Source organism: Alcaligenes parafaecalis (assembly GCF_026344135.1).
GTDB classification, from domain to species: Bacteria; Pseudomonadota; Gammaproteobacteria; order Burkholderiales; family Burkholderiaceae_B; genus Alcaligenes; species Alcaligenes parafaecalis.
Genome location: NZ_JAPKNA010000004.1, coordinates 127,403 through 148,624, shown reverse-complemented (window position 1 = coordinate 148,624; position 21,222 = coordinate 127,403). Strand labels below are relative to the sequence as shown.

Below are 21,222 nucleotides of genomic sequence, written 5' to 3'. Positions count from 1 at the left end.
TGTTTTTTCCACATATTCCCGGTGCCCGGGCAACCTTAGGGTTGCAAGCAAGACCTTGCCATTAATGGGCAAGGTGTATCCTCTAAAAAGATATGGCCTGCGTCCTTAATGGATCAGGCCATTTTTGTTTTGTACAAGGTTGTCATTTTTGCCTTGTATAGTTGCGCAAGATGGTCGTCAGCTTTCAATCAAACAATATGAAAAGGCGGTCTTACACATGATGGAGTTTTTGCAAACAATGAGTTGGGCGGCAGTATTTCAGATCATCATGATCGATATATTGCTGGGGGGTGATAACGCCGTGGTGATTGCATTGGCTTGCCGTAACTTGCCCGCCAAGCAGCGTGTTAAAGGTATTTTGTGGGGTACAGCCGGTGCCATTGGCCTGCGCGTCGTCCTGATTGCCTTTGCCCTGACCTTGCTGGCCGTGCCTTACCTGAAAGTGGTGGGTGCTCTGTTGCTGGTCTGGATCGGTGTGAAACTGCTGATTCCTGAGGACGAAGGCCACGGTAATGTGGAAGGCAGCGCCACGTTGTGGAAGGCCGTGAAAACCATCATCATTGCCGACTTTGTCATGAGCTTGGATAACGTCATCGCGATTGCTGGTGCCGCTCAAACCGCAGATCCAGAGCATCAAATCGGTCTGGTCGTGTTTGGTCTGGTCGTGAGCGTGCCTATTATCATCTGGGGCAGCACACTGGTTCTGAAGTTGATCGACCGCTTCCCGTTCGTGGTGACCCTGGGCGCTGCGCTGCTGGGCTGGATCGCCGGTGGCATGATCGTGACCGACGTGAAATTTGTCGAATACTTCGGCGTTGCTTCCACCAGCACCAAGCTGATTGCTGAAGTGGTCGGTGCCTTGCTGATCGTGGCTTTGGGTCATGCCCTGGCTGCCCGCAAGCGCAAGCAAGTAGCCCAAGCCTGAAATTGAAACAGCAGGTGTAGAACCGTGTCGGGGGCTTCGCGTCCGGCATGGTTCTGGGTTAAGCTCGAACGATTTTCTAAAAAAAGGAGTACACCATGGCACAAGCCTCCGCACGCCACATTCTGGTCAGCACCGAAGAGAAAGCGAATGAACTGAAAACCGCTATCGAAGGTGGTTCTGACTTCGCTCAGGTGGCCAAGGAAAATTCTAGCTGCCCATCGGCCCGTATGGGCGGCGAGCTGGGAACCTTTGGCCGTGGCCAAATGGTCCCCGAGTTCGATCAGGTTGTGTTCAGCGCCCCCGTTGGCGTTGTACAAGGCCCCGTCAAGACTCAGTTCGGCTACCACCTGGTAGAAGTGACTGCACGTCAGGACTGATACGATCAGGCCAATGAAAAACCCGCCTCGGCGGGTTTTTTTGCGCATGCTGGATAGGTGACCAGGATTAGGGCTTATACATAAAAAGCCTGGACATTTTCCTGCAAGCTGCGCAGTATGCCAGCCATACCGGCAACGGCCTTGCCGCCGTGTTGTTCGCTTACCGTGAGCGAACCTGCCCATTCTTATAAAGAAACCCGATGAAACGCACCGATATGGAAAAGCTCAGCGCCGTCAAACTGCTGAGCAATGTAAAGAAAGCAGGTACACCGGAACGCTTTGCGGGCGAGTCCCCCGTTGCAGATCGACGCGAACAACGTCGCCTGGATCAGGCCGCTGGTTTGGTGTCCTTCCCCCTCAAACTGACCCAGCCCGTTATTGATGCCGTGCGCGCTCGCGCTGCCGAGCAAGGCGTATCGACCAATGAAGTTATTGATCGCCTGTTGGCTCAAGCTCTGGACCTGTAATCCATGCAGATTTGGGTCGATGCGGACGCCTGTCCCGTAGTCATCAAAGAAATTCTGTACCGTGCCGGGCAACGCTGGAGCCGCCATGTGATCCTGGTGGCGAACCAGATGCTGCGCACCCCGCCATCGCCCTGGTTGCGCGCCGTGCAGGTGGCGCGGGGCTTTGACGTGGCGGATGACTACATCGTCCAGCACGCCAGTGTGGGGGATCTGGTAATTACCGCAGACATCCCCCTGGCCGCCCAGGTGCTGGAACGCAAGGCATTGGTCCTGACCCCCAGAGGCGAACGCCTGGACGCCAACAGCATAGGCGAGCGCCTGGCCATGCGCGACATGATGGAAGAGCTGCGCAGCACTGGCGTTGATATCGGTGGCCCGGCCCCCTTCAGTCAGGCTGACCGGCGCGAGTTCGCCAATGCCTTGGACCGCCTGATGATGAGCCTGAAAACGGCAGCCAGATCGTAAACAGACTTGCCTTACCCCCAGCCCATGTGTGAGTCTGTTTCTGGATTGAAATTTTTAAAGTGAAGTACGCAATGACAGACTCCAAACGCCCCCTGATGAATTTGACTGGCCTGAACGAGGCCGTCGCCCAGTTCGCCCGCGAGCGTGAATGGGACCAGTTCCATAGCCCCAAGAATCTGGCCATGGCGCTGACCAATGAAGTGGGCGAGCTGATCGAAATCTTCCAATGGCTGACAGAAGACCAGTCCCGCGAGGTTGGGAAGGATCCAAAAACCGCTGAAGCTGTACGCGATGAACTGGCTGACGTGCAGATCTATTTGAGTCGTCTGGCAGTCGTTCTAGGTGTGGATATGAACGAGGCGGTCACGAGTAAGCTGGTAAAGAATGCCCAAAAGTACCCCGCTGATAAGGTGCGGGGGACGAACAAGAAATATACGGAGTTGTAAAAGAGAAGGGGCTTGTGGGATTACAGCTCCTCCAGCATCTCCTCTACAAACCGCTCCATCCGTTCATGTCGCTCACGCGCGATTTCTTGCCCGCGCTTTGTCTGAAAACCCTCGGCCAATTTGAATAATTTGGCCGGGAAGTGATCCAGCGCGTAGCGCTTGTCATCCAGAGGGCGATTCTCTGCTTTTGGATCTTCCGGTTCATACAAACTGGAGCCCATTCGGCCTGCGGTATAGAAGCAGCGAGCAATGCCCAGAGCACCAATGGCATCCAGGCGGTCTGCATCCTGCAAGATGCGGGCTTCCAGGCTGGCGGGCGCTATGTTGGCTGAAAAACTGTGGCTTTGAATTGCTTGGCCCACGGCCTCGCAGTCCTGCTCGGACCAGCCCATCTTGGCCAGGATGTGTTGCGCCTGTTCGGCTGACAGAGTGGAGGCGCGAGAGCGCAAGGGCGAGTTCTTTTCTACCGCCACGCAGTCGTGCAGCACCGTTGCTGCCAGCAAAATCCGCAGATCCCCACCTTCTTTTTCCTGAATCGCACAGACGTTCTTCCAGACCCGTTGCAAGTGCGTCTGGTCGTGGGAGCCGTCGTTATGACTGGTGCTGCTGTGGGGCAGGAGCTGGGCGGCAAGCTCTTCAAAGGGGTGGAACAGGCTGGACATGGCTATGGTTCGCTGTAAAGGGTGCCACAGCATAACGCGAAGCAGGAGTGGCAGGACAGGTTCAATAAAAAGGGCTGCCACGGGCAGCCCTTAAGGGGAACTGAAGCCTTTAGAACTAAAAGTTGCTCAGCCCCAGATCACGGACTGAATCGGCCCAATAGTTCAGATCCTGATCCACATACACCGTGAATTCGGCTGGGCTATTGGTGACCAGGGTCGCTCCGTTTCCATCCCAGATTTCCTTGATCTTGTCGGTGTTCAAGGCCCGGTGGATGCTGTCTGCCACGCTTTGTACGGTGGCATCCGGCACATCCCCTTGCATGAAGATGCCGTACCAGGTCTGGGCGCTGATCTCATCCATGCCCAATTCCTTCAAGGTAGGGACATCCGGCAGGGCAGGAGCGCGTTCCGGGCTGGAGACGGCTAGGGCGCGTAAGCGGCCATTGCGTATCTGCGCCACGGCGGACGGCATGGTCTCGAACATGAAGTCCACTTGATCGCCACTGATCAGCGCCATGACGGCTGGGCCGCTGCCTTTGTAATGCACGGCCGTCATGGTGGTGCCGGATTTCTTTTCCAGCTTGCCAGCCATCAGATGCAGCATGGTGGCGACGCCACTGGTGCCATAGTTCACGCCAGCGCCTTGTTTGGCCGCAGCCAGCAAGTCATCCACGCTGTGATAGGGCGAATTGGCGTTCACCACCAGCACATTGGGCATGGCGGCAATCAAGGTGACGGCTTTCAGGTCTTTGCGGGTGTCGTAGGGGAAGTTCTTCAACACCGCAGGCGCAATCATGTGATGCACGGCACCAAACAGGAGCTGATTGTCTGCGGGGCTGGAGTTGGCCACCATGCTGGCACCCAGCACGCCGCCGACTCCTCCTTTATTTTCCACAACAACGGTTTGACCAATTTCATTGCCCAAGGCTTCGGCCAGAGGACGAGCCAGGGTATCGCCCGAACCGCCTGCGGCAGAGGGGACGATCAGCCGCACCGGGCGCTCGGCCCAGGCGGGGGGAGCTGCCCAGCTTTGGGGCGCGGCAGCAAAGATAAAACTGAGGGCAAGTACAACACGGGACCAGGGTTTCATGTCTGTTTACCTCCTCGGTAATAGTCGGTTTAGCCTTTGCCGGAGCCCAGGCTGCCGGGGTTGCTGCGCAGCTTGTCGATTTGATCTTGTCGTGGCGTCAGCCCCAGGCCGGGGGCGTCGGGCATGCGCAGCCAGCCTTGCTCGGGCTGAGGCAGGCCGGTGTAGATCTCGGCCATCATGGCGCTGGCCGCCAGGTGCCATTCCACATCGCCGCCGTTGAGCAAACCGCAGTGCAGGTGACCGTTGTGGGAGGGGAAAGCACCGCCATTGGCAACGGAAGCGTTAAAGCTTTCTGCCAGGGCGAAGATCTTGCGGGACTGGGTGAAACCGCCGGAGATCAGCACGTTGGGCTGCAGAATATCCACGGCTTGCTGCATCAGCAGATCACGGAAGCGATAGGACTGGCCTTCGTTCTGGCCAGCGGCAATGGTGATGCCTGTGCTTTGGCGCAGTTCACGCAAGCGGCCCGTGTCGTTCTGGGTAATGGGCTCTTCAAAAAAGCCTACGTCCAGATCACGGGCATGGCGGGCGATGGCTTTGGCGTGTACATAGTCCAGGCTGCAGTTGCCGTCGATGTACAGCGGAATGTGGGCGGGAATGGCCTCGCGCACCAGGCTCATGCGGCGCATGTCCTGACGGACCAGCTCGGACAGAGGGCGCGGCTCGTCACGGCGTTGCAGGCCGTGATGGCCCACCACCATTTTCAGGCCCTTGAAGCCTTGATCCACGCAGTCGCGAGCCACTTTGACCAACTCTTCTTCACCCAGGAAGGCAAAACCAAAAGTGGCATAGGCAGGCACTTTTTCACGGGCACCGCCCAGCAGTTTCCATACCGGCAGACCCAGGGCTTTGCCCTTGATGTCCCATAGGGCGATGTCCAGGGCGGAGATGGCATGCATGGCATAGCCGGTCTGGCCACGAGGGCACACGTTCCAGTACATGCGATCCCACAGGCGCTCGGTGTTCAACGGGTCTTGCCCGATCAGGTCGCTGGCCAGAATATCGTTAATGGTGCTGGCAACGGGATGCTCTTCAGTGATGGCGCTCAGGCCATAGCCCGTGATGCCTTCATCCGTTTCAATTTCCACATGACAGATCGCCAGATTGCTCGGTTTTTTGATGCCAGCGCTATTGAACTGAAAAGGCACGTTCAAGGGAATTGCGCGTACTGCCGTGATTTTCATTTTCCTGTCTCCTCACGTTTTTTGAATGCGTTTGCATGTAATTGTTTTAGGTTTATAGCGTTTTTTTGCAAGCGCGATAAATGGTGTAAACCCTTGATTTTATTGATATATAAACTCGTTATCTGATATATCAAAAAGGGGTTTTTGGAGCTGTTTGGAAGCGCTTTAGTAGAGGGTTCTCTGCATCGGGAGAATTTTTGGGAGACGGAAATTCAGGCCTTGCATGCGGTGCTTGGAAGCAGCGCAGGGGCTGGCTGAGTAAGTAGGTGGACAGGGCTGGGAGGAGGCAAACAGGAGCGGGTTTTACTCACTGTCCAGATCGTCGTGAAACGCTGTTGATAGACAAGCCGAGAGAACTATCCATAAAAAAAGCCCTGCCAAGCAGGGCAGCTTGGCAGGGCTTTTTCAGTATCGCGAAGGATGAGTAGCGAGCGGTTTATTTACCCCGGAGCAACTGCATCTGACGGCGATCTTTTTTGGTCGGGCGGCCAGCATCAAAATCTAGCGCGGGCTCGGGTGCCAGACGGCGGTGTTCGGCGGCCTGTGTGCGTCGTGTGCTGCTTTCTTCTGTCTCTTGATACAACTGACGGGCAACCGGGGCGGGGCCACGTACGCCGCTTAAGGCGGTGACATGAACCTCCATGGCAGGAGTTTCTTTGCGCAGGGTAATCACATCACCAATCGAGACTTCGCGGGCAGGCTTGGTCGTTTGCTGATTCAGCAATACCCGCCCTTTGGTGATCTCTTCAGAGGCCAGGCTGCGCGTCTTGTAAAAGCGCGCCGCCCATAGCCATTTATCCAGTCGTAATTTGTCCATGCGCTATTGTAAATCCAGGCCGGGCCAGTGGAACAGCGGGGTATTAATGCAGTTCCACAGCCGCGGCGGGTGCTGCCTGAACGCGGGGCAAGCGCAGGCGTACCAATAACATCAGGCTAATGACAGCAAGCAACCCCGCCCAGAACATGACTCGGTGGAAACCGTCGGCCCAAGCGTGTTGAACCGCTTCCATCCAGAAGAAAGGGTCTGCCGAGGCTGGCAAATTCACCTGGCCAGAGGTAATGATCTGATGCGCTTGCTCTACATTCGGACGGGCAGGGTCCAGGCGGCTGGACAGGGAGGTGACGGCGCCTTGGCTCATCAAGGAGGCCAGCAGGGCGACACCTAGCGTCATGCCTGTTTGACGTATGGCATTGGTCGTGGCCGAGGCCATGCCGGAGCGCTCGCGTGGCACCAGATTCATGACCAGGGTGCTGCAAGCCGGAACGGACAAGCCCATACCTACACCCAGTACGGCCAGGGCAAAACCGGCCAGCCAGTAGGATGCGCCGGGTTGCAGCAGCATCATTAACCAGGAACCTGCGGCCATCAGGCCAAAGCCGACGATCAGTACCAGCTTCAAGCCAAAGTGTTGACTTAGGGCCCCAAAGCGGGAGGCCAGCACGGCCATGCCGATGAACTGGGGAGCCAGACCCCAGCCGGTTTGTGTGGCGCTCCAGCCCAAAGCGTTTTGAAAGAACAGCGACAGGAAAAACACATTGCTATAGGCCGCGAAACCCAGCACAAAGGAAGCCACGTTCGCAGCACTGAAGCGGTAATCTCGAAACAGACTCAAAGGCAGTAAAGGGCGGGCAACACGCGTTTGGGCATAGATAAAGGCCAGGAACGTGACGGCGGCCAAAGCCAGAGACTGCACGGTTTCTGATGCGTGCCAGCCTTGTTCTCCAGCGCAGATCAGCCCATACGTCAGGGCGCCCAGCCAGATCACGCTGAGCAATTGGCCTATAGGGTCAAAAGCGGCGTGTTCGGGGTGGGCGGATTCTTCAATCCCCCACATGCCCAGGCCCAGTGTCAGCAAACCCAGTGGCAGATTCAGGCTGAAAATAGATGGCCAGTCTGCCAGATCCACCAGTACCCCTCCCAGAATCGGTCCCAGTACCAAGGCCAGCGCACTGAAGGAGGACCAGCCGCCAATGACGCGGGCTCGTTGAGCCGAGTCAGGGAAGGCATGAGTCAGAATAGACAGGGCACCGGGGATCAATAAGGCTCCGGCCATGCCCTGTACAATGCGTCCCCACAGCAGGGCGGTCAGTGAACCGGCCAGTGCGCACATCATGGAACCGACCGTAAAGGCCAGCACCCCCAGCAACCAGCTTTTCTTGCGTCCGTAGCGATCACCCAAGAGTCCGGCAGACAGCATGAAGGCGGACAGGCACAGGGCATAGGCATCCACAATCCATTGCAGCCCCGCCATATCGGTTTGCAGGGCTTGCTGCATACGGGGCAGGGCCAGATTCACGATGCTGATATCCAGGGTGACCATGAAAGTCCCCAGGTAAATGGCGATGGTTAGAGCGAGTCGGCGAGTCATAGAATTCGATAAATGAGAATTATTATCGAAAACTATAAGATATTGACTGACTGTCAGTCAATATAAAATAAACAGGCTGGCTAAAATAGCGCAGTGATACTCGACGAGGCTCTTTGTCGGGTTTTTCTGATACCTTGACGCCCATGACTGCAGCCAAAACACCTCGTACCCAACCCTCTGAAGTTCGCCGCCGGGATTTACTGGAAGCGGCTGCCACCTTGTTTTTGCAACAAGGGTTTGATGCGACCCCGGTCGATGAAATTGTGTTGCGGGCGGGCATGTCCAAGGGCTTGTTCTATCACTACTTCAGCTCCAAGCAGGAGATCCTGGCCGCCTTGCGCGAGCAGTTCATCCAGCAGTTTCATGACCGCGTGCAAGGGGCGCTGGAGCAAGCGCCGGAAGATGATTGGGTGCAGCGTCTGGCCTGTTGGATTCGGGCTTCGGTACAGGCGTATAGAGATACGCTGGACATGCATGATCTGGTGTTTTCAGACCATATGCGCAGCAATTACCAGGGCGAACGAAATACGGTGACCGAGCCGCTGCACACGATTTTGTGCGAAGGCCAGAAAGCCGGAGCCTGGTCTGTGGTCGATGTGGATTTGACTGCCTGGGTGATCTACCAGGGCATGCATGGTGCGGTTGACAATATGGGTCTGGAAACCCCGGAGCAGTGGGCCGCCATGGGAAATAATCTGGTGACTCTTTTTGTGTCTATGCTCGGGGCGACGCCACCTCATCAAAATAAGTAGGCTGTTCTAGTAGCACTGGATTTCTACACTCAGCATAAGCAGAACTGGCCTTGCTCTGATTGATGAACAAGGTCAGTTGCTGGATGAGCAAAGGCTTAGCGGAACTGGAAGTGTTCCTTGTGCAGGGTCCAGGATTTCGCAGGCAAAGTCTGCTTGAGTTCACGCCGCAACTGCCCGCCCATGGCCGCCGGGCCACAGAACCAGATATGCAGAGGCATGTCAGCATGGTAGTACTGCAGCACCTCTTTGGGCGTCCAGCGACGGCCATCCGCATAGATTTCCAGATTCACATCCGGGTGCTCCTTGGCCGCCTTACTCAAGGCTTGGGCCAGCGGGTCCGAGCTGTGCTGACAAGCATATTGCAGATAGGCATAGGGCGCGTGGCCTTCCTGGTGTTCCTGACTTAACCAGGATAGAAATGGCGTGGCCCCAACACCAGCACCCACCCATATATAGACCCCCTTTTCGTCGCTGCCCGGCTGGGTGAAGCGGCCATACGGGCCATCCAGTTCTATGCTCTGACCGATATGCAAACGTTCGGGCAGCCGACGCGTCCAATCGCCCAACTGCTTGATATGGAAGCGGACAATCTGATTGTCCTGATCCGCATCGGACAAGGTGAAAGGATGGGACTCGGACTCGCCCTTCAAGCGTAAAAAGGCGAATTGCCCGGCCTGATGCCCCGGCCAGGATTGGTCCATACGGCATTGCACCTCCAGCACATCGCCTTGCGAGGTACAGGAGATCACAGTGCCGGTATGGGGGTAGGCCGAACTCAAATTACGCAGCAGTTGAATACATGCGGCTGCGGTTCCGATCACCATGGTGATGGCCAGCGCCCAGCCGCCTATGCCGCTCCAGTAAGCAGGGGGCGTCAGTACCACGCCATGAAAGACCAGAATCAAATAGGCCACGGGCATCAGACGATGCAGGCTGTACCACTTTTTATAGGAAATCGTGCGCCGCGCCAGGGTGATGATCAGCATCAGAATTAGCGCATAAAACGTCCATTCGCCCAGTGACTTGGCATAGGGTTTGAGCAGGCTGACCCATTCAGGCACAGGCGTTTTGGCCAGGCGGCCACCCGTGCCAATAGCCGCGGAAATCAGCCCTTTGGATTCCTTGCTGAGCCAATGGGCCAGACTGAGCAAAATAGCGATAATGCCCAGCCACTTGTGCAGCTTGTAGGCTTTGTCCATGCCGCCCAGCCAAGGCTCCAGTCGGCGGGGACGCAGGGCCAGAACCATAATGGCCGTCATGATGCCCAGCGCCAGAATGCCAGTTAGCAGCATGCCTTCTTGTCGGATCACCCAGAGCGTATCGCCCGGTGGCGACGGGGCCAGCCACAGGGCTTCGACAGCCCAGATCAAAAAGAAAGTGGAGAGCAGCAGTAAGAGAGGGCGACGCATGGTCTTTTCCGGATTGTTTGAAAGAGCCGGACGCTGCGTAGTCGCGATTTGAAGAACGTACTGACGCGGCGCACCGGGAACACCTTATTGATGTTAATACGTCGCCTAGCCGTCTGTAGAGCCAGTATTCAAGGGTGCTTTGAGAAAACTCAAAGCACTCCTAAATATTTGTTATTTAAAGCATTTGTTAATGATTCTGGTTGCTGTTTACTCTATTTCTGCTTGTTTCAGAGTAAGTCTTTTGATTGCTTTTCGGACCGATCAGGCCGGGCAAATCAGCGATGCCAGATCCAGCAAAGCCGCATCTTGATGAGGCTGTCCGATCAGTTGCAAACCCAAAGGCAAGGGGCTGGTTTGGCCGGGAGCGGGCAGGCTCAAGGTAGGCCAGCCCAGCAAAGACCAGGGACGGTTCAGAACAGAAGAGCCCGTGCTGTCCAAACCATACGGTGCCGGTCCGGGTGCAGCCGGAGTTAGCAAGGCATCAAAATGGCCATAGCGATCCTGCCATTCCCGTTCAAGCTGGCGGCGGTGTGCTTGCCAGGCGTGGTAGTCCGCGGGGGGCAGGTCCAGCCCATGTTTGATGGCTTGAACTGTAACCGGGCGCAAGGCATCCGGGCTGGCTTGCCAGACGGGCAGCAGGCTGCGGGCCATTTCATAGCCCATGATCTGGCCTTGCAGGATGAGCAGTTCTTTCAGTTGCGGGTCGGCAGGCAGACGCTCCAATTGGGCGCCTTCTTGTTCCAGGTGTTGGCAACCTTGCTCCAACGCCGCAAGAGCAGCCGGTGTGATCGGGCCCAGATCTTTGCCATCCAGCACGCCAATGCGTGGTGCGGTGGGGACCTGAATATCAGGCAAGCCCTGCAAGACAGTGGCCACACGGCGCAGCACGGACAAGTCGCGGCTGAAGTAGCCAATGGTGTCCAGGCTGTCGCACAGCAAGAAAAGACCGCTGCGATGTACCGCGCCAAAGCTGGGTTTGAAACCCAGAATGCCGGTAAAGGCGGCGGGGCGCATCATGGAGCCCCCGGTTTGAGTCCCCAATGCAAAATCGACCATGCCTGCCGCCACGGCGGCCGCCGAGCCACTGGAGGAGCCGCCGGGTGTATGGTCCAGATTCAGTGGGTTCCGAGTGGGGCCAGGTGCGGCGTAGGCAAATTCAGCGGTAACGGTTTTACCCAGTGCGACCGCACCGGCACGGCGCAGCAGGGCCACACAAGCGGCGTCACGTTCGGCGGGCAAGGCATCAGGGAAATGTGCGCCATAGCGGGTGGGCATGCCTTGAACATCCAGCACATCTTTCACCCCAAAGCTCAAACCCGCCAAGGGGCCGCTGGGGTGGGTGCTGATACAGGTGGCTGGGTCAGCCAGCCAGGACCAGGCCTGGATGGACTGGTCCTGCAACGCGAGGGGGCTAGGGTTTGCAGTCATAAGCGAGATCTGGCACTACTGAATCGAGATGTTCTGAGCCTTGATCAGTGCGGTCCAGCGTTTGGTTTCTTCTTTCGCAAAAGCGGTGAATTCTTCGGGGGTACCACCCACCACTTCCGCACCTTGAGACTCCACAATCTGACGGTAGTCGGGGTCTTGCAGGGCGTCGTTGATGGCTTTGTTCAGTTTTTCCAGGACATCAGCAGGCAGGCCAGCAGGAGCAATCACGCCAAACCAGTTCGATGCCACCAAATCTACCCCTTGTTCCTTGAAGGTGGGGGTGTTTGGCATGGATTTCAGACGTTCTTCAGAGGTCACGCCCAGAACACGCAAGCGCGGGTTATCGACTTGCATGTGTGGCAAAAACAGACTGGCCAATTCCAGATAGAACGAGATATTACCGGCCAGCAAGTCATTCGAGGCGGGTGCGCCGCCACGGTAAGGCACGTGAACAGCATCAAAGCCGGAGGTGGCCTTGAATTGCTCGGTCAGCAAGTGCGAGGCACCGCCTGCGCCAGTCGAGGCATAGTCCAGTTTTTCGGGGTTCTTCTTGCCGTCGTTAACCAGATCAGCCAGGGATTGGTAGGGGGAATTGCTGTTCACGCCCAGCGCCATGGCACCCCGTTCGATCAGTGCGATGGGTTGCAAGTCCTGCTCAGGGTCAAAGGGCAGGTTGCTGCCGTACAGGGCCTTGTTCACCGACATGGGGCCAAAGTTGCCCAGACCAATGGTGTAGCCGTTAGGCTTGGCGCGAGCAATCATGCTGGTGCCGATATTGCCGCTGGCACCGGGCTTGTTTTCCACCACAATAGTCACGCCCAGGCTATCGCTCATCTTTTGAGCCAGCATGCGAGAGCGGGTGTCAGAACTGCCACCGGCCGCGTAAGGCACAACAAAGGTAATGGCTTGCGAAGGGTAGGCTGCATCAGCCAAAGCCGAGTTCGAGCCCAGTAAGGTCAGTGCCAGCAGGCCGCTCAGTAAAGGGGCGCGATGCTTGAATACCGTCATGTTTATCTCCTGCGGTAGGCCAATTTTGCAGTGACGTGCAGCTTGGCCTTGTTTTTTGATAAGTGTCAGGACGGATAGTAGATAGGGGATATTATGTTGTCTAATATTAAAAATAACCTTTATTAATTCATTTTAAGACCTAATTGACATTCCTATGCTGGACTCCAAATTAAGCGAGATGTTCCTGGTTCTGGCTGAAGAGCTGCACTTTGGTCGGGCCGCCCAGCGTTTGTTCATGACCCAGCCGCCTTTGAGCCAAGCCATACGCAGGCTGGAAGAGCAGGTCGGTGCCACTCTGTTTATCCGCACCACGCGTACCGTGCAATTGACGGCGGCGGGAGCGGAGTTGCAACGACGCTTGCGTCTGATTGGCACGGAGCTGGAGCAGACGGTACAAGCGGTACAGCAAGTGCATCGGGGGGAAACCGGCATGCTGCGCATTGCCCTGACGCCCAGCAGTGCCTATGCCGACGTATCCAAGCATTTGTATCGCTTTCGCCAGGATTTCCCGCAAGTGGATCTGCAGATTCACGAGATGAATTCCAGCGATATGCCTGCGGCCTTGTACGAACGTCGGGTTGATGTGGCTTTGATCCGGCCATCCTTTGCCGTACCCGATCTGAATCCGCAGCTAGTGGAGTCCGAACCCATGATGTTTGTCCTCAGGCGCGATGATCCGCGTGCCGAAGAGCATCGTCAGGGGCTGACGCTATTCCAGGCTTTTTCCTATGAAATGGTGGCTTATTCGCGCCAGCAGTCGCGCTACTTTCATTTACTTCAGCAACGCATGTTGCAGCGTTCAGGCTGCTTGCCACGCTTTGTGCAGGAGAGCATGGTGCCAACGGTGTTGGTGATGGTTGAAGCCGGTATTGCCCCGGCTATCGTGCCCGCTTCTTTAGCTCGTTTGCGCACGGATACGCTGGTGTATCTGCCTTTGCTGGATGCCGATGATATTGCTGCCGAGCTGATGAGTGCCTATGTCTCCGACAACCCTAACCCGGCCTTGACGAACTTTTTGGCGGTGCTGGATCAGGACCGCTCAGTTTGACTGACGCGCGGCCAACCACTCCCGCATGGATTGGCCTGTGCGCTGGCGAAACAGACGGGATAGCGCCGAGGGGTTTGCATAACCCAGATCCAGGGCAATCCGTTTGGCCGATTGGCCTTGAACCAGTCTTTGACACGCCAGGGACAAGCGCCATTGGGCCAGGTAGTCCGCCGGAGTGTCGCCCACCCAATGCTTGAACTGCACAGCAAACGCGCTGCGTGACAACTTGGCTTCCTGGGCCAGCGACTGTACCGTCCAGTCTCTGCCCGGATCGGCCTGAATCGCCAGCAAGGCCCGCGCAACAGGAGGGTGCGACAAGCCCCGAAAGAGGCCAACCGGAATGTCACAACGATCCGGGTTATCAAACAGCCAGCGCAGCAACTGCAACAGCACGATCTCGAACAGGCGATCTGCCAGCAAGCGATGGCCGCAGCGCACCGACTCGGTTTCCGCAAATAGCAGGCCCAGAGCTTGTTCCAGACCTGCCGCCTCGTCCAAGGGAACAATAATCAGATCAGGCAGGGAGCGGGCCAGGGGATGGTGTTCACCCCCATCAAAATCCAGCGTCGCGCAGGTGAAGTCCGAGCCTTCATTGGGCAGATCGTAAAAAGCATGTTCCAGCGGTCGGGGATAAAACAGCAGGCTGGGGCGGTCAATCGTCATGACTGTGGGCACCGGATCACGCGGGTCATGACGCACGCTGAGCTGCCCACGTCGCAGGATGTGCAGGAAGGCACGGCCGGGCTGGGCCGCGAATCGCGTTACACCACACAAAGAGCCGTTGTAGAACAAATGTGCCCGAACACGGAATTGTTCCAGCAGAAGGGAGAGACGATCCAGGTTCATGAAAACATCCTCGTCTGGATGAAAAGGTAAGTTGTCGGGACTAATCTTATCCAATGATCTTGCGCTTGGCGAGACACTATCTCTGCTAGCTTCATTTCGGCCACAACGGCCCACTTCACCAGGAGATCACCATGTCCCGTCTTACATTGCCTGAAGTTGCCCAAGCTCCCGCCGCCAGCCAGCCTGCTTTGCAGGAAATTCAAAAAGCCTTTGGTGGTAGCGTGCCTGCCATGTTCCGTATGGTGTCCAATTCGCCAGCAGCCTTGCGCAGCATGTGGGGTTCCTTCGGCGCTTTTGCTGGTGGCCAGTTAGGCGCCAAGCTGGGTGAGCAATTAGCTATTGCCATTGCTGACCGTAACCGTTGCGAATACTGCCTGGCCGCGCATAACGTGCTGGGTGCCAATGCCGGTTTGAGCCCGGAAGTTCTGGCGCAAGCCCAGCGTGGTCAGTCCGATGATCCCCGTACCGCAGCCGCATTGAAATTTGTGCTCAAGCTGGTGGATCAGCGTGGGCAAGTGTCGGCAGCCGATGTACAAGCCGTGCGCGATGCCGGTTTTTCCGAGGGTGAAGTGGTGGAACTGGTCGGTGTCACCGCCTTGAACCTGTTCACCAACTACATCAACAACGCGCTGGAAGTTCCGGTGGATTTCAAGGCCGTTGAGCTGACTGCCTGAAGATGGTCGTAAAAGCCCGCTTGCACAGCAGCAGGCGGGCTTTTTTGTGTCTGCAGACGGGGTTTTATTTGGCTGCCGACAGGGGGCCGGCATTGATTTCTGTCAGTGGCTGGTTCACATCAAAAAAACGGGCATCAATGCCTGTGATCCCAAAGCTGTTAAGCCGCTTGCTGTGCATGTCCAGATAGGCTTGTGCGCTGGGCTTGTCGCTGAACAGATACACGCCACCTGCTTTGGACTGCTCTTTATTTTCAGTCCAGATTTTCCAGATCAGGCCGGGTTCCAGACAGATGGATTGCGCCAGTTCTTGCATGGCTTCACCCATGTCTGCGCCCCAAGGGCCGGGGTAGGGAAAATCAACATACAGCAGGGTGCTCATGGTCAGCTCCATATCAAAATACGTGCCGAACATCATACCTTGATGTTTGAATTGTCCAGTACTGTCTCTTATTTGTCATGGGACGTTGAAAGCGCCGTGATTGGCTGGCCTCGCCTATGAAGGGGGCGTATAGTTTTTCTTTTGCTATTTGCTGGTGGAAGCCCTCATGTCCTGGACCGCGTTGTTGTTGGTGGTGTGTGCTGCGTTCATTCATGCGGGTTGGAATCTGCTCTCTAAACGGGCCGCCATGGCAGGGGCGCATTTTGTATTTGCGTACTCCTTTTTCGCCATCCTGTTTTATTTCCCCATCATGCTGTGGGTGGTCTTTACCCAGGGCAATATGCCCTGGACCAGCGAGACCATTACCTGTGTGATGCTCAGTGCCTTGCTGCACATGGGCTATAGCCTAAGCCTGCAAAAAGGCTATCAGGTGGCAGACCTCTCGGTGGTGTACCCGATTGCCCGTGGCACAGGTCCCATGTTGTCCTCGATTGGTGCCTTTATCCTGCTGGGCGAACCGGTACGGCCATTGGGTGTGTTGGGGATCTTGCTGGTGGTGATGGGTATTTTGCTGATTGCTACCCAAGGGCATCTGCGTCGTTTCTTCAGTCCTGCTGCGCTGACGGGCGTGCGTTGGGGGATGCAGACAGGGATCTTGATTGCGGCGTATACCGTGGTCGACGCCTATGGCGTCAAAGTCCTGCTGATCTCGCCTTTTTTGCTGGACTGGTTCAGCAATGTGCTGCGTTTGGGAATGTTGGCCCCCTTTATTGCCCGCCGTGGCCGGGCGGGCTTCGTCAAGCTCAAACCCTATTGGAAATTGGCGGCGGCGGTGGGGTTCTTGTCCCCCATGTCTTACATTCTGGTCCTGCAGGCATTGAGCCTGGGCGCCCCCTTGTCCATGGTGGCACCGGCCCGTGAAATGTCCATGATGGCTGGCACGCTGCTGGGCATGGTGGTGCTGCGCGAGAAAGCCAATGCCTGGAGTCTGCTGGGCTGTGCTGTCATGATCAGCGGCGTGATTGCTTTGACTTCCGGCCCCACTGCCTGATTGCTCTCTTGAAATATCGCAGGACGTCCCTATCTGTCTGCAATAGGGCGCGCTTTGGCGTGCGGCAATCAACCCATTTTTTTGCTTTTTCACCATGAGCCAGACTGACACTGCGAATACGTCCGAAACCTTGGGTTTTCAGGCTGAAGTCAAACAATTACTGCATTTGATGATTCACTCCTTGTACAGCAACAAGGAGATTTTCCTGCGTGAGCTGGTATCCAATGCGTCGGATGCCTGTGACAAACTGCGCTTTGAGGCCATCGACAATCCAGTCTTGCTGGAAGGCGATCCAGAAATGCGTATCCGTGTGGAGTTCGATAAAGAACAGCGCACGATCACCCTGTCTGACAACGGCATTGGCATGTCGCGTGATGAAGCCATTGCCAACCTGGGCACCATTGCGCGCTCGGGCACCAAAGAATTCTTCTCCCAACTGACGGGCGACAAGCAGAAAGACACACAACTGATTGGTCAGTTTGGCGTGGGCTTTTACTCCTCCTTTATCGTGGCCGACAAAGTGTCCGTGTTGACGCGCCGTGCAGGTCAGGATCAGGAAGCCGTGCTGTGGGAATCCGCTGGTGAAGGTGAATTCACCATCGCCGCCGCCGAGAAAGCCGAGCGCGGTACGACGATTACCCTGCATCTGCGTGAAGGCGAGGACGATTTCCTGGACGGCTGGCGCTTGCGCAACGTGCTGCGTCGCTACTCCGATCACATCTCTTTGCCTGTGCAAATGCGCAAAGAAGAGTGGGACGAGGAAAAGCAGCAGCAAGTCATTCAGGACGAATGGGAAAGCATTAACCAGGCCAGCGCCTTGTGGACACGCTCCAAGTCGGAAATTACTGACGAGCAGTACCAGGAGTTCTACAAGCACATCGCCCACGATTACGAGAACCCTCTGGCCTGGACACACAACCGGGTAGAAGGCCGTAGCGAATACACCCAACTGTTGTTCGTACCCAAGCAGGCTCCGTTTGACCTGTGGGACCGCGACGCTCGCCGTGGCGTGAAGCTGTACGTGAAGCGCGTGTTCATCATGGACGACGCCGAGCAACTGTTGCCTGCTTACCTGCGCTTTGTGCGTGGCGTAATCGATTCGGCCGACCTGCCGTTGAATGTCTCGCGTGAAATTCTGCAAGAAAGCCGTGATGTGCGTGCTATCCGTGAAGGTAGTGCCAAACGTATCCTGTCCTTGCTGGAAGATCTGGCCGAGAACCAGCCCGAGCAATACGCCGAGTTCTGGAACCAGTTTGGCCAAGTCCTGAAAGAAGGCACAGGCGAAGACATGAGCAACCAGGCGCGTATCGCTGCCTTGCTGCGCTTTGCTTCCACGAATCAGGAAGGCTCGGCTCAGACCGTGTCCCTGAATGATTACATCGCTCGCATGAAGGAAGGCCAGGACAAGATTTACTACGTCACGGCTGACACCTTTGCTGCTGCATCGAACAGCCCGCATCTGGAAGTATTCCGCAAGAAAGGCATCGAAGTGCTGCTGATGTCCGATCGCGTGGACGAATGGATGCTGTCCTACCTGCGTGAATTTGAAGGCAAGCAACTGGTGTCTGTGGCTAAGGGTGGCCTGGATCTGGATGCGCTGGCGGACGAGGAAGAAAAGAAGCATCAGGCCGAAGTGGCTGAAACCTTTAAGCCTCTGGTTGATCGCCTGCAAACCACATTGGGCGAGAAGGTCAAAGAAGTGCGCATTACCGCACGTCTGGTCGATTCCCCCGCTTGCGTGGTGGTCGATGCCAACGAACTGAGCCCGCACCTGCTGCGTATGCTGCAAGCCGCTGGCCAGGAAGCCCCTGAAGTGAAGCCAATTCTGGAAATCAATCCGGAACACGCTTTGATCGCCAAGGTCCAGGCCGCTGATGATGAAGCCTTTGGTGAATGGGCGCAATTGCTGCTGGAACAAGCCATGCTGGCCGAAGGCGCCGCATTGCAAGATCCCGCCAGCTTTGTGAAACGCGTGAACCGTTTGCTGCTGAACCTGTAAATCTGAAGCTTGCTGAATCCGCTCGTAAAGAGCGGATTCAGCAAATTGTCAGCTTATAAGCCTCTTTCTTGTTTTGTAAGATAGAGGCTTTTTTGCGCCTCTTGAAAGGTTATTAAGGGGAGAAGGGGGAAGATGAGTGGAGGGTGAAAATTCAATCACTAAGCGATTTTTTATTTTTTCTCCATCTTAATGAGAATTGATCGTAATACGATGCATGGACACCACACTGTGGACGAAAACAAGCTGATTTTTAGCTGAATTTAAGGAAATCGTAAGATTTGGATAGACTTCATAATAAGAATGATTGATATTACGGGCTCCCATTAAAAGCACTTATTCGGCAGCGAAACACCGCTAACGCGAGCGATCGTGCCCCTTTCAATCGCCCTGCCTTGAAAAGTGATACCTACCATTTGGAGCTGGTGATGTCGTTCGTTTCCTCCTTGCCGCCTCGTCGTTTTGCCGAGACGGTTTTATCTGCCGCACTGTTTGCGGCCCTGACTACCCCTGTTTTTGCTCAAGCCGCCGATCCAGGCGTGACCGAGCTGCAGTCGATCAAAGTCCAGGGCGCAACAGATAGCAATGGCATTGATGGCTTTCAAGCCCATAAAGCACAGTCGGTGAAGTTTTCCGAGTCTTTGCTGAACACACCACGCTCCATTACTGTGATCCCCGAAGAGGTGATCAAGGACCGTGGCGCGACCTCCTTGCAAGATGTGTTGCGTACCACCCCAGGTATTACGCTGGGCTCGGGCGAAGGTGGCACGCCTATGGGCGATCGCCCCTTTATTCGCGGTTACGAAGCCAGTACCGATATTTTTATTGATGGCGTACGTGATTACTCCCGTGGCTCGCACGAGACCTTCAACCTGGAATCGGTTGAAGTCTTGAAAGGCCCCAGCTCGGCCTACACAGGCCGTGGCGGTACCGGCGGTAGCTTGAACCTGGTGACCAAGTCCCCCAAACTGAAAGACTTCTTCCAAGTGGAAGCAGGTTACGGTACGTCGGATCAATACCGCCTGACGGCAGACGGTAACTACGCGTTCTCCGATACCGGTGCCATTCGTCTGAACTTGATGCGTATGGGCGGTGAAGTAGCAGGCCGCGACGGCGTGAAGATTGATCGCTGGGGCATCGCGCCTTCCATCGCCTTTGGCTTGGGTACTCCTACCCGTGTGACCTTGTCCTACTCCCGTCTTGAAAACAAGGACATGCCGGATCTGGGCTTCCCCTTCAAGAATGCGGCCAACCCGGATCGAGTCACTCCTTTGGAAGCGGACCGCGACACCTTTTATGGTCGTCGCAATGTGGACTTCCGTAAGTACACGGCAGATACCGCAACCGCCAGCGTCGAGCACGATCTGAACGATCGCTTCACGGTTCGCAACGTGACGCGCTACAGCAAGACGCTGAATCATTACTTGATGACACGTCCGTCTTTTGACAATTGCACAGCGAGCTCGGGCGGGGCTTGCGCGACAGAGGGCCCAGGCCTGCAGTTCCGTCGTGATGATCGGACGAACTACCGGGTCTCCGAGTCCTTGTTGAACCAGACCGATGTCTATGGCAGCTTCAATACTGGTTCGCTCAAGCACGATATCGTTGCAGGGGTGGAGATCAGCAAAGAGGAAATCCACAACAAGACGATGACGGGTGGTCCAGGCCGCGAGACGGATTCCTTCTACAATCCTGATCCTAACCGCCAATACAACTACTCCTTGCAATACGGTCCCAAGACCAAGACCGGCGATATCAAGACTCGCTCGGCTTATATCTTTGACACGATTGCATTTAATGATCAGTGGTCGGTGAATGGTGGTTTGCGCTTTGATCGCTTTGAAGCAGACAACACCAAAGAGTCCCGCAAAGACGATATGTGGAACTACCAGTTGGGCGTGGTGTACAAGCCTGCGCGCAATGGTTCTATCTACTTGAGCTACGGCACCTCGTCCAACCCAACGGGTGAAAACCTGGGTCAGGCCGGTGGTGCTGACGGCCCAGCGGGCGGTGCCGCTATCCGTGACTTGAAGCCAGAGCGCAGCTATAGCTGGGAACTGGGCACCAAGTGGGATGTGGCCGACGAGAAGCTGTCTCTGACAGCGGCTATCTTCCAGACCGACAAGAAAGATGCCCGCTCTACCGATCCTTTGACGGGCGATGTTTCCTTGAGCGGCAGCAACCGTGTTCGTGGTCTGGAGTTGGGTGCGGCTGGTGCCATTACTCCGAACTGGAATCTGTGGGCCGGTTATACCTATCTGGACCCCAAGATCAAGAAGTACCGCAGTGGTGCTAACGTCTTTGACGGCAACCAGATGAAGTTCATCTCCAAACAGAGCTTCAACGTCTGGACAACCTACAAAGTCATGCCTGAGCTGACCTTGGGTGCAGGTGCTACCTTTGTCGGCAAGCGCTTTGTGGATGACGCCAACGAGCTGAAATTGCCGTCTTACTGGCGTTACGATGCGATGGCACGTTACGACCTGAACAAGAACGTGTCCTTCCAGTTCAACGTCAACAACATCAGCAATGTGCGCATGTATGATGCTTCCCACGTTGGCGTGTTTGCCAACGTAGGCCCAGGCCGCTCTTACATGTTCAATGCTTCTTACCGCTTCGAGTAAGTTGCGACTTGTAGTGTAAAGT

General features: G+C 56.0%; 21 protein-coding genes. 11 read left to right on the top strand and 10 right to left on the bottom strand.

Annotated features, from left to right (window positions below):
* Positions 1-217: 217 nt before the first annotated feature.
* The 5 genes from OSH09_RS13595 (at position 218) to OSH09_RS13575 (ending at position 2,680) form a co-directional block, all read left to right on the top strand.
* Positions 218-925 (top strand): TerC family protein, encoded by a 708-nt coding sequence (locus tag OSH09_RS13595; RefSeq protein WP_266121260.1) that lies wholly within the window; start codon positions 218-220, stop codon positions 923-925.
* A gap of 95 nt (positions 926-1,020) precedes the next feature.
* On the top strand, positions 1,021-1,302 hold the full coding sequence (locus OSH09_RS13590) for a peptidylprolyl isomerase (RefSeq protein WP_094195522.1): 282 nt from the start codon (positions 1,021-1,023) through the stop codon (positions 1,300-1,302).
* A gap of 200 nt (positions 1,303-1,502) precedes the next feature.
* The gene (locus OSH09_RS13585; RefSeq protein WP_266121259.1) at positions 1,503-1,769 is read left to right on the top strand and encodes a hypothetical protein; all 267 of its coding nucleotides are present in this window, start codon (positions 1,503-1,505) and stop codon (positions 1,767-1,769) included.
* Positions 1,770-1,772: 3 nt separating this feature from the next.
* Positions 1,773-2,234 (top strand): YaiI/YqxD family protein, encoded by a 462-nt coding sequence (locus tag OSH09_RS13580; RefSeq protein WP_042482768.1) that lies wholly within the window; start codon positions 1,773-1,775, stop codon positions 2,232-2,234.
* Positions 2,235-2,305: 71 nt separating this feature from the next.
* Positions 2,306-2,680 carry a nucleotide pyrophosphohydrolase gene (locus OSH09_RS13575; protein ID WP_266121258.1) on the top strand — a complete coding sequence of 125 codons (375 nt, stop codon included), beginning with the start codon at positions 2,306-2,308 and terminating at the stop codon, positions 2,678-2,680.
* 20 nt (positions 2,681-2,700) lie between these two features.
* On the opposite strand, the gene OSH09_RS13570 is transcribed toward OSH09_RS13575, so the two are convergent.
* The 5 genes from OSH09_RS13570 to OSH09_RS13550 all read right to left on the bottom strand — a co-directional run bounded on the left by OSH09_RS13570 (position 2,701) and on the right by OSH09_RS13550 (position 7,985).
* Positions 2,701-3,342 carry an HD domain-containing protein gene (locus tag OSH09_RS13570; RefSeq protein WP_266121257.1) on the bottom strand — a complete coding sequence of 214 codons (642 nt, stop codon included), beginning with the start codon at positions 3,340-3,342 and terminating at the stop codon, positions 2,701-2,703.
* A gap of 115 nt (positions 3,343-3,457) precedes the next feature.
* The gene (locus OSH09_RS13565) at positions 3,458-4,432 is read right to left on the bottom strand and encodes a Bug family tripartite tricarboxylate transporter substrate binding protein (RefSeq protein WP_266121256.1); all 975 of its coding nucleotides are present in this window, start codon (positions 4,430-4,432) and stop codon (positions 3,458-3,460) included.
* 29 nt (positions 4,433-4,461) lie between these two features.
* Positions 4,462-5,616, bottom strand: a complete 1,155-nt coding sequence (locus OSH09_RS13560) for a mandelate racemase/muconate lactonizing enzyme family protein (RefSeq protein WP_266121255.1) — start codon at positions 5,614-5,616, stop codon at positions 4,462-4,464.
* Positions 5,617-6,052: 436 nt separating this feature from the next.
* Positions 6,053-6,433: an RNA-binding S4 domain-containing protein gene (locus OSH09_RS13555; protein WP_266121254.1), complete on the bottom strand. Its 381-nt coding sequence runs from the start codon at positions 6,431-6,433 to the stop codon at positions 6,053-6,055.
* A gap of 43 nt (positions 6,434-6,476) precedes the next feature.
* Positions 6,477-7,985 (bottom strand): MFS transporter, encoded by a 1,509-nt coding sequence (locus OSH09_RS13550; protein WP_266121253.1) that lies wholly within the window; start codon positions 7,983-7,985, stop codon positions 6,477-6,479.
* A 113-nt stretch (positions 7,986-8,098) separates the two neighbouring features.
* Between OSH09_RS13550 and OSH09_RS13545 the strand changes: the two genes are divergently transcribed.
* Positions 8,099-8,737: a TetR/AcrR family transcriptional regulator gene (locus tag OSH09_RS13545; protein ID WP_266121252.1), complete on the top strand. Its 639-nt coding sequence runs from the start codon at positions 8,099-8,101 to the stop codon at positions 8,735-8,737.
* A 95-nt stretch (positions 8,738-8,832) separates the two neighbouring features.
* On the opposite strand, the gene OSH09_RS13540 is transcribed toward OSH09_RS13545, so the two are convergent.
* The 3 genes from OSH09_RS13540 to OSH09_RS13530 all read right to left on the bottom strand — a co-directional run bounded on the left by OSH09_RS13540 (position 8,833) and on the right by OSH09_RS13530 (position 12,582).
* Positions 8,833-10,146, bottom strand: coding sequence for a ferredoxin reductase family protein (locus OSH09_RS13540; protein ID WP_266121251.1), 1,314 nt, complete (start codon positions 10,144-10,146; stop codon positions 8,833-8,835).
* A 261-nt stretch (positions 10,147-10,407) separates the two neighbouring features.
* The gene (locus OSH09_RS13535; protein WP_266121250.1) at positions 10,408-11,574 is read right to left on the bottom strand and encodes an amidase; all 1,167 of its coding nucleotides are present in this window, start codon (positions 11,572-11,574) and stop codon (positions 10,408-10,410) included.
* A gap of 15 nt (positions 11,575-11,589) precedes the next feature.
* The gene (locus OSH09_RS13530) at positions 11,590-12,582 is read right to left on the bottom strand and encodes a Bug family tripartite tricarboxylate transporter substrate binding protein (protein ID WP_207873189.1); all 993 of its coding nucleotides are present in this window, start codon (positions 12,580-12,582) and stop codon (positions 11,590-11,592) included.
* A 154-nt stretch (positions 12,583-12,736) separates the two neighbouring features.
* Here OSH09_RS13530 and OSH09_RS13525 point away from each other — a divergent pair, with 154 nt between their 5' ends.
* Entirely contained in the window at positions 12,737-13,630 is an 894-nt protein-coding gene (locus OSH09_RS13525) for a LysR substrate-binding domain-containing protein (protein WP_207873190.1), read from the top strand.
* On the opposite strand, the gene OSH09_RS13520 is transcribed toward OSH09_RS13525, so the two are convergent.
* Positions 13,622-14,476 (bottom strand): AraC family transcriptional regulator, encoded by an 855-nt coding sequence (locus OSH09_RS13520; protein WP_222667791.1) that lies wholly within the window; start codon positions 14,474-14,476, stop codon positions 13,622-13,624. The genes OSH09_RS13525 and OSH09_RS13520 overlap by 9 nt on opposite strands.
* A 131-nt stretch (positions 14,477-14,607) precedes the next feature.
* Here OSH09_RS13520 and OSH09_RS13515 point away from each other — a divergent pair, with 131 nt between their 5' ends.
* Entirely contained in the window at positions 14,608-15,150 is a 543-nt protein-coding gene (locus OSH09_RS13515) for a carboxymuconolactone decarboxylase family protein (RefSeq protein WP_207873192.1), read from the top strand.
* Between the two features lie 64 nt (positions 15,151-15,214).
* Here the strand turns inward: OSH09_RS13515 and OSH09_RS13510 are convergent, their stop codons facing one another.
* Complete coding sequence (locus tag OSH09_RS13510; protein WP_207873193.1) at positions 15,215-15,529, bottom strand: monooxygenase; 315 nt, start codon at positions 15,527-15,529, stop codon at positions 15,215-15,217.
* Between the two features lie 166 nt (positions 15,530-15,695).
* Between OSH09_RS13510 and OSH09_RS13505 the strand changes: the two genes are divergently transcribed.
* The 3 genes from OSH09_RS13505 to OSH09_RS13495 all read left to right on the top strand — a co-directional run bounded on the left by OSH09_RS13505 (position 15,696) and on the right by OSH09_RS13495 (position 21,200).
* On the top strand, positions 15,696-16,580 hold the full coding sequence (locus OSH09_RS13505; protein WP_266121249.1) for an EamA family transporter: 885 nt from the start codon (positions 15,696-15,698) through the stop codon (positions 16,578-16,580).
* A gap of 94 nt (positions 16,581-16,674) precedes the next feature.
* Positions 16,675-18,579, top strand: a complete 1,905-nt coding sequence (gene htpG, locus OSH09_RS13500) for a molecular chaperone HtpG (RefSeq protein WP_266121248.1) — start codon at positions 16,675-16,677, stop codon at positions 18,577-18,579.
* A gap of 425 nt (positions 18,580-19,004) precedes the next feature.
* Complete coding sequence (locus tag OSH09_RS13495; protein ID WP_266121247.1) at positions 19,005-21,200, top strand: TonB-dependent receptor; 2,196 nt, start codon at positions 19,005-19,007, stop codon at positions 21,198-21,200.
* Positions 21,201-21,222 lie beyond the last annotated feature (22 nt).